The organism is Amycolatopsis sp. NPDC003676, from assembly GCF_053587275.1.
Genome location: NZ_JBSFNS010000396.1, coordinates 1 through 1,099 on the forward strand (window position 1 = coordinate 1; position 1,099 = coordinate 1,099).

Sequence of the window (1,099 nt, forward strand, 5' to 3'; positions counted from 1 at the left end):
GGTGCCGCCGCTGGCCGCGCCCGCGACCTGCTTCGACCTGCGCCCGGACCAGAGCCTGGCCCGCCACCTGGTCTCGACCGGCCGGTCCACCTACCTCGTCGACTACGGCGACATCTCCTTCGCCGCATTCCGGCCCACCTCCTGTCCTGAAGAGCGCCGGCGAGCACGTATCGTTGGCCGGGTGCGAGTGCTCGTAACCGGCGGGGCCGGGTTCATCGGTGCGAATTTCGTCCAGCAGACCGTGGCCACGCGCCCGGATGTGCACGTGACCGTCCTCGACGCCCTCACCTACGCGGGTAACCGCGCGTCGCTGGATTCGGTCGCCGACCGGATCGAATTCGTGCACGGCGACATCGCCGATCTGGACCTGGTCGACAATCTGGTCAGCGGCGTCGACGCGGTCGTGCATTTCGCGGCCGAATCGCACAACGACAACTCGCTGGCCGAGCCGTGGCCGTTCGTGCAGACCAATATCGTCGGCACCTACTCGCTGCTCCAGGCCGTGCGCCGCCACGACGTGCGCTACCACCACGTCTCCACCGACGAGGTGTACGGCGATCTCACCCCGGACGACCCGGCTTTCACCGAATCCACCGCCTACAACCCGTCGAGCCCGTATTCGGCGACGAAAGCGGGCAGCGATCTGCTGGTCCGCGCCTGGACCCGCTCGTTCGGCGTCCGCGCGACCCTGTCGAACTGCTCCAACAATTACGGGCCGTATCAGCACGTCGAGAAATTCATCCCGCGCCAGATCACCAATCTGATCGACGGCGTGCGGCCCCGGCTCTACGGCGCCGGTCACCAGGTGCGCGATTGGATCCACGTCGACGACCACAATCGCGCGGTCTGGGACATTCTCGATCGCGGCCGGACCGGGCAGACCTACCTCATCGGTGCCGACGGCGAGCTCGACAATCTCAGCGTCGTCCAGCTCATCCTGCGGGCCTTCGATCGCGAACCCACCGACTTCGACCACGTGACCGATCGCCCAGGCCACGACCAGCGCTACGCCATCGACGCGAGCCTGCTGCGCGAGGAACTGGGCTGGTCACCGCGGTACGCGGACTTCCGGGCCGGGCTCGCCGACACCATCACGTGG

1 protein-coding gene is annotated in these 1,099 nt (G+C 67.6%); it reads left to right on the plus strand.

Translation table 11 applies throughout. The features are described 5' to 3' along the window. Positions 1 to 1,099, plus strand: a 1,099-nt coding sequence (rfbB, locus tag ACWDNU_RS46695; protein ID WP_449673561.1) for a dTDP-glucose 4,6-dehydratase, incomplete at both ends; no start/stop codon positions are given.